Origin of the sequence: Microcoleus sp. A003_D6 (assembly GCF_036702825.1) — a bacterium.
GTDB lineage: Bacteria > Cyanobacteriota > Cyanobacteriia > Cyanobacteriales > Microcoleaceae > Microcoleus.
On sequence record NZ_JAUBWA010000093.1, the window covers coordinates 22618 to 29995 of the forward strand.

5 protein-coding genes and 1 tRNA gene are annotated in these 7378 nt (G+C 50.2%); all 6 read right to left on the bottom strand.

Annotation, left to right across the window (positions count from 1 at the left end):
• Window positions 1-179: 179 nt before the first annotated feature.
• On the bottom strand, window positions 180-719 hold the full coding sequence (locus QUB70_RS22925) for a peroxiredoxin family protein (RefSeq protein ID WP_332983634.1): 540 nt from the start codon (window positions 717-719) through the stop codon (window positions 180-182).
• A 336-nt stretch (window positions 720-1055) separates the two neighbouring features.
• Entirely contained in the window at window positions 1056-1655 is a 600-nt protein-coding gene (locus QUB70_RS22930) for a peroxiredoxin (RefSeq protein ID WP_332983635.1), read from the bottom strand.
• Window positions 1656-1782: 127 nt separating this feature from the next.
• A tRNA-Met gene (locus QUB70_RS22935) sits at window positions 1783-1855 on the bottom strand.
• A gap of 138 nt (window positions 1856-1993) precedes the next feature.
• Window positions 1994-4489: a peptidoglycan DD-metalloendopeptidase family protein gene (locus QUB70_RS22940; protein ID WP_332983636.1), complete on the bottom strand. Its 2496-nt coding sequence runs from the start codon at window positions 4487-4489 to the stop codon at window positions 1994-1996.
• 586 nt (window positions 4490-5075) lie between these two features.
• Window positions 5076-5537, bottom strand: a complete 462-nt coding sequence (locus QUB70_RS22945) for a tRNA (cytidine(34)-2'-O)-methyltransferase (protein ID WP_332983637.1) — start codon at window positions 5535-5537, stop codon at window positions 5076-5078.
• Between the two features lie 240 nt (window positions 5538-5777).
• Window positions 5778-6929 (bottom strand): glutamate--cysteine ligase, encoded by a 1152-nt coding sequence (gshA, locus tag QUB70_RS22950; RefSeq protein ID WP_332983638.1) that lies wholly within the window; start codon window positions 6927-6929, stop codon window positions 5778-5780.
• Between the last annotated feature and the right edge of the window lie 449 nt (window positions 6930-7378).

A 7378-nucleotide genomic window follows, 5' to 3' on the forward strand; every position in this document is an offset into this window, starting at 1 on the left:
CTTAAACTGGTACGAGGTACAATCCAGCTATAGCCTAGATTGCCTTGGAGCGAACATCCAAGTATTCCGCCATTAGAATTGGCACAATAAGTATTTATCGCACAACAAAAAATTAACCGCCTACATCTGCGTGTATCTGCGGTTAAAAACTCCAATTAGGACACAGCATTGCCCTGTTGTTACTTATCGAAAGATTTCAGCAAAGTTTCTATACTAGCATTATGGTCTATGAAAGAAAACAAATGTTTGAAGAGGAGTTTTCCCTCTGCATCCAAAACAAACTGAGCCGGCAAAGGAGCACCCAAAGCTTGACCGACTTGATAAGCCTGAAAAACCTGACAGCCCGGATCGGAAAGCAGAGGCATTTTCAAGCCTAAATCTCTGACCACAATTTGGCTTTGGCGATCGTCGGTACTGGCAACCATCAATAATTCTATATTGCGATCGGCAAACTGTTCCCACTTTTCATTCAAAGCTTTAATGTGAGGAAAACAGAAAGGGCAATATTGCTTTTCAGTAAAAATCCGCGTAAAAGCCAGAATTACCGGCTTATCGCCCCGATAATTCGACAGCCGCACCAATTTACCATTATTGATATCCGGCAATTCAAAATCTGGCGTCATCTGTCCCAGCTTCAGAACATTAGTCGCGGGAACAGGCAATAAATTTTGGAAAAACCGCTGATTTAACAAGCCGCTAAAATCAGTAGAAGTCAGCATATTTCCTAATTTGGTAATTGGTGATTGTTAAGCAAATAATTGAAAATCCGGTTAAACGGATGCCCCTGCGGGTACGGACACGGCAGCACCCATTGGTGTCAACTTAAGTCTGAAAGCCTTGAGAAATCTAGTTCACAGCCGAGTCTAGAGCCCCCTAAATCCCCCTAAAGAAGGGGAGTAGGGGTTGACTTCGATCCATTTCCGGTTCCCCCCTTCTTAAGGGGGGCTAGGGGGGATCTAGGCTTAATAGTCAAACCGGAGTCTCTAACTGGGTTTAACCTTAAGTTGACACGAAGAAGGACACGGCGCTGCCGTGTCCCTACAAATATAATGTGCTTAAACCGAAGCAAAGAATACTTTGGACTTAACTGGATCGGGAGTCATAGTCTTGTCACCGGGCTGCCAGCCGGCCGGACAAACTTCATCGGGGTGAGACTGGACGTGTTGGATAGCTTGCAGAGTGCGGAGAGTTTCGTCCACGTTGCGGCCGAAAGCAAGATTGTTGATAGTAGAGTGTTGGATGATGCCTTCTTTGTCGATGATAAACAGACCTCTGAGGGCAACACCTGCTTCTGGGTCGAGGACGTTGTAGTCCGCACTAATTGTTTTTTTGAGGTCCGCAACTAACGGATAGTTGAGGTCGCCAACACCGCCGGATTTGCGGTCTGACTGTATCCAAGCGAGGTGAGAGAATTCGCTGTCAACGGATACGCCGAGGATTTCGGTATCGATTTTCTTGAAGTCCTCATGGCGATCGCTAAATGCTGTAATCTCAGTCGGGCACACAAAGGTGAAGTCCAAGGGGTAGAAGAACAGGACTACATACTTTTTGCCTTTATAGTCTGACAGTTTAACAGTCTTGAATTCCTGATCCACTACGGCTGTTGCTGCGAAATCGGGTGCAGCTTGACCAACCCGGAGGCATTCACTGGTCATAGATTTTGTTTCCTTTTTTTACGAACTGTTACAAATATATCATACTCATAACGACTACAAGTATCTTCTAGATAAATCAAAAAAACACGCTTTCAATTTTGAAAGCGTGTTTTTTTATATTAAATTATGGCTCAGGCGGGATTTGAACCTGCGACCTTGGGCTTATGAGTCCCCTGCGCTAACCACTGCGCCACTGAGCCTAACTTACTTCACGATTTACTATCGTAGCACGGTAGGGCGAGCTAGGTCTTCTTTTAAAACAACAGAATTAATAATAACTTCTAGTAAAAGTTATGAGTTTTGCTTATTATTCAAAACCCATAACTTCCGACCAGTCGTTACCGAGAAGCGCTGGAGGCATCGTCGGGCAGAAAAGCCATTGGATTGACAGCACCCTGTCCGGCGGGATGGACTTCAAAGTGTAAGTGCGGCCCGGTACTAAAGCCGGTGCTGCCCATTTCTGAAATCTGTTCGCCTTGAGCGACCTTCTGACCCTTTTGCACCAAAATTCGGCTGTTGTGGCCGTAGAGCGTTTCAGAGCCGTCTGCATGGGTAATTTCCACCAGATAGCCGTAGCCGCCGTCGTTCCACTCTGCATAGGTAACCACCCCGTCAGATGCTGCCACAATTGGCGTGCCGATCGGCCCTGCAATATCAATTCCCTTGTGCATCCGTCCCCAGCGCCAGCCGTAGCCAGAAGTGAGAACACCCTTAGACGGCCAAATAAACCCGTTAGCCGACTGCTGTTTGCTGCCGTTAGGCAGATAAGTATCAGCGCCCGAAAGCGGAGGCAGTTCTGGAGAAACCATGCGTCCCAAAGACGGGTTGCTCAGGGGGTCGTAACCCTCTGCTCCCAAAGGAGCAGTTGCCAACACCGGCTGCTCCTGAGTAGAGGTAGAAGTCGGCGTCAGGTTAATCGGTTGCAGTTCCGCTGCGCGAGCGGGGTCAAGACGCTCTTGCTGCTGCTTCTGAACCTGCTCTGACCAAGCTCTCGACGGCGGTCTGCTGATTTCATTCTGCACCGCCCCAGCATAGTCGGGGGTGTAGAGATAGGGATTGAGACTTGGGAGATCCTCAGACGGGTTGCCCGAGGCGACTGTCGCCTCCTGCCCCTCAGTTGGAGCCAGGGACACCGCATTTGCCCCGATCGAATTGCGCTGGGCGCGATATTCTTCTCGCAGCCTGACAACTTCTGTTCTCAAGCGTTCGGCATAAGGGTTGAGACCTTGCGCGGTGGGGATAGCCTCGGGATTCGACTCAGGTAAAGCGGTAGTTGGAGTGGCATTTAAACCCTGAGAGCTAACATTTGGCAAGCTGACCGGCTGCGGGTATTCTTCCGTAGCGATGGCGTTAGCAGTGGCACTGGCTGGCATTGGCAGGGCACGGGTGTCAACTGCACCTGTAAATGTTGGTTCGCCTTGAAGATCCAGCTTCCGCGGATCGCTAATGGTTTGGGAAACTTGAGTCAGCGGAATGCTGTTAATTTGGGGAACCATCGGCGCTGAAATATTGTTCAGACCTTCCAAGTTCGCCAGGGGAGAGACAACAGGCACTGTGGGCGCGGGTGCTGCAACGCCAGCACCGGCTATTTCTGAGGTAGACGAGCTGGGGTTCAAAGATGCGGGAACCGAACTCGCCGCCCAGACAGATGTAGAGTTCGAGGCAGAATAAGAGGCTGCCGCCTGCACCGCTGGATTATTTAACCCAACTTGGGGAATTTTGAGCCGTTGATTGACATTCAGCAAGTTGGGGTTGCCGAGCTTGTTGACGGAGATTAGCTCTTTGGACGATACGCCGTGACCTTTGGCGATCGCATCTACCGTATCTCCCGGACGCACGCTGTAGAGCACCTGGGCCTGCGCGGCGATAGTGCCCGCAGGGGGGACTACCACAGCCTGCGGCAAACTCGGTGTTGCTAGAGACTGTTCAATTGACTCGAATGCTCGATCGGGCGATGCTACTTGACCTCCCCCGGAATTGGGAATTACAGGTGTGGCATTGAGGTCAGGAATAGTTGTCCCAGTTGCATCTCCGGGGGAGGTCAGCGTCGGTGCTGACTCGGGCAAAAATGCCGCAGGTGTAGATGAATTTGCTCCCCCCTCCGACCCGAACATAGTTCGACCCGATTCTGTGGTGCGGTTTTCCTGTTTTTTCAAACTGTCGATCGCCCCGTCTGCATTCGGGATTTCGATCCAACTCTGTTCCGGTAACGTCGTGACCAGCGGGGGCGCTGCGGTTGATGGCAGCGCTGTCATGGCTGCACTATCCAACGGCTCGGAGCCAGTCAGATTTAACTCTTGTTCGGGATTGACCGTCGCTGCGCGCTCTAGCGAACCCGAGGCGGTATAGCCGGCGTTCTGTTGTGGTGCGGCTTCCGTCGCAATCGGAATTCTGAGCTGTTGGCCAACTTGGAGTAGCGTATCGGGTTTGATGCCGTTGGCAGTTGCTAGTGCCAAGGGTTCAACTTCATAATCCCGAGAAAGCTCCCAAAGGCTTTGCCCTTCCTGCACCTTAACCGTCGCTGGTTCATAAGGCGATCCGGGCTGTTCGGCCCTGGAACCGTCAACTTGTGCCGACGTAGCGGACCCGTTGGCCGATACTGGCTGTACTTCAGCGGTGGATTCTGATGTCGGTGCGAGTTCAGACGCGCGAGCGCTGTCTCCATTTCTCGGTAGCAGGATGCCAGAAGCACCTACCGATATTGCCAACCCGATCGTGGCGAGAGAGCGAAAGGAGCCTGTGCTGAGCGTTGTCTGTTTGGATGGCTCTGTTGAACCGTCTCTGTCGATTTCACTAGCCTGAACAGGCTTAATTTGGGGATATGTTCGTTTCAAAAAAACGACCTCCTACTGAGAAGCGCTAACTGTCCTTGGAAACACTCAAGGGGATCGCATGACGCTGAATTTAAATCAACAAGCAAAAATATTCTGATTGTTGAAAGTCATCATGCTTAGGCAAGATTACCTTGCTTTTTAAATTTAGACAAGCTCAAACCGTCACAAATTTTAAAATTCTCGGTCAAACCTGCTGCAATTAACCCCACAAGCCTTACACCGCAATAGCTGGAACGAATACATAAAATATGCGTTCCCACACAGGCTAAGACTCTCACCTATTATTCGACTCTACGCTAATTTCCGGACAGCCTACAACCGTATATTTACTAGATATAGCGTTCAGACCCAAGCAGGCGATCCCGTCCGGCCCTAAATCGCTGAAATTCTCTGTTTTTATGGCTGAATCATCTGGCGAGTAATTTGGTGTTGCTGATAACAATCTGTTTTTGGATGAATAAAATATATTAATCGCGACTATCTAGATTCTCACCGCTTTGATACAAATTTCTTATATTTAAATGAAGATTTGGCAACCCCCGGCAGCTATTAAATATCTATATGTATATGTTGTGTTGATAATGATTTATCCCAGCTCGCCCAACTGTCGTTTAGCCTCAAATAAACCTACAGCGGCGCTGACGGAGAGGTTCAAACTTCTGACTCCAGGCTGGCTCATGGGAATAAAAACTGTGGCGTCGCAGGCATCCAAGACGAATTGGGGAATTCCCACTGTTTCCGAGCCAAACATCAGCCAGTCGCTGGGCTGAAATTGGAATTGCGCGTAATTGCATCGCCCGCCAGTGCTGAATCCGATCGATCGTCCCCCGCGCTGCTCCCGATAGGCCAGAAAAGCAGCTAAGTCTTCGTGGCAGTGGAGGTTGACATAGGGCCAGTAATCTAAGCCGGCCCGTTTCAGGTAGCGATCGCTAATTTCAAACCCCAGCGGGCCAACTAAATGCAGTTCCGTGCCTGTGGCAGCGCAAGTGCGGGCGATATTGCCAGTATTTGGGGGAATTTGCGGGTGAATCAAGACAAGTTGGGGCATGAAGCTAATTAAAAGCGAAGAATACAGCTATCGATTAAGGTAGAAATCTACCCAAAGGTAGATACAACTTATAGCTTTTATTTATAACCTGTCTCGCGTTCCATTGATTAAATATTCTGATTTGTTTTTCGGCGTCGCTGCTCAACTTTTCCGGTGGAAATTCGGGCTATTGGTATTGTTGGCTGAGTACGCATAGCCCGGGGGCTACTGAAAGCCCCCGCGACGATCGCCGCCGATACTTCACGCAACTAACTGGGCGCACAAGTTGTCTTCGAGCTCCCATTCCTGGTGAGCCATGCCATCAATTCCTTGGAGAATAATACTGCGGGTGTCCAAACCGCCCTCATGCAGATTCAACCACTGCTGGGCAGTGTTGCCTTCCCGGAGAATCTTTTTCAGAGGCGAGAGAAAGCAGCTAAAGCCGCGTTTTTTGGCGAAAGGCCAGACTTCTCGGTAAATTTCCTCAATCCAATCTCGTGCCAGAATCGTTCTGCCGTCTTGCCAGTGAATCAGTTCCGCGTCCAAACTTTGCCGGGATGCAGCAATTTCGTTGGCATCGGTGAGGGCCACTAAGTCTTCGTTACGGGTAGCCGCTGGCAAGGTGCACAGTTCTAAAGGGTCTAAGCTGGGGTCTTCCATCATCTGCCAAATGCGAGCTTCGAGCAAGGCAGTGATGGCTAACAAAGCCAGAGGATTGACTTCGAGGTCGCAAATTCTCAGTTCGAGGCGGTTGAGACAGTAGGGGCGGCGATCGCCATTGGGTCGCACGGCAGACCACAAATGACGGACGTTTTGCATAGTACCGAGTTCTAGCTGTTCTTCAGTCCACTGAATGTAATGCTTGTGACTTTCAAACAGAGGGACGATGGCGGGAGTTTTGGGAAACAAACCCCACCGAGTGGAATGATAGCCCGTGACTTCGCCGTCGAGGAAGGGGGAAGAGGCGCTCATGGCAAGGTATAGCGGTGCTTCGACGCGGGCGAGGCGGATGGCGCGCATCAGCAGTTCTGGTTGGGAGATGCCGATGTTGATGTGAATGCTGGCGGTGACGACTTTGGTGCCGTAGGTTTGCTCGATGTAGGTGTGGTAGGGGTTGTTGGGATCTGAGCGGTAAAATCGATCGCTCCCTCCGAGAGACAGGGTACTTCCCGGCAGCAAGGTATAGTCGCCCAATTGTTTGAGATACTCGCGCAGCCGGACTCGCGGCTTGACTAGGGCGCACAGCAGGCGATCGTAGCTGCACAGCGGGGCGGTCGTGTACTCCACATTGCGGCTATCAGGCTCCCGCACAAATCCCTCTAGATCGGCGACTATGCGATCGGAGAGACCGACAACTTCACCTTCGGGAGTGCCGGTATACATTTCTACTTCAAAGCCTTTTGATAGCAGCACGTTTGTTCCTCAGCTAAGTTGAGTGCTAGTTCCTAGTATCCCAAAAATTGACCTGTTCATACTATCTTCCACAAGGCAGAGTTAAAATTTTTCGCGACTGGCACTGAAACCGGGTTTTTCGGCCCCAGCAAGTTTGAGCGTTTGTGTGTTAGTTGCGATGGTCTTGGGCGACAAATACTGCCGTCGCAAAGAGTTTCCGAGGCGGTTTTAGAGTCAAAAAGGCTGTTTGGTCGATCGCGGGCGTGTTTCATTCGGCATTCGTTACGATCGAACTTACGATGAATAGAACCCACCCCTGCCTCAATTCGACATCTGTTTTCTGCCTTGAGGGGGATAGCCGCAGATATATCTTGGGTGCAATTCTAAAAGAGGGGCTCTCCTGACTTTATGGTGTATAATGTAACAAACAATACATTTGCTGTCATGGACTTTTATTTGGACTATATATT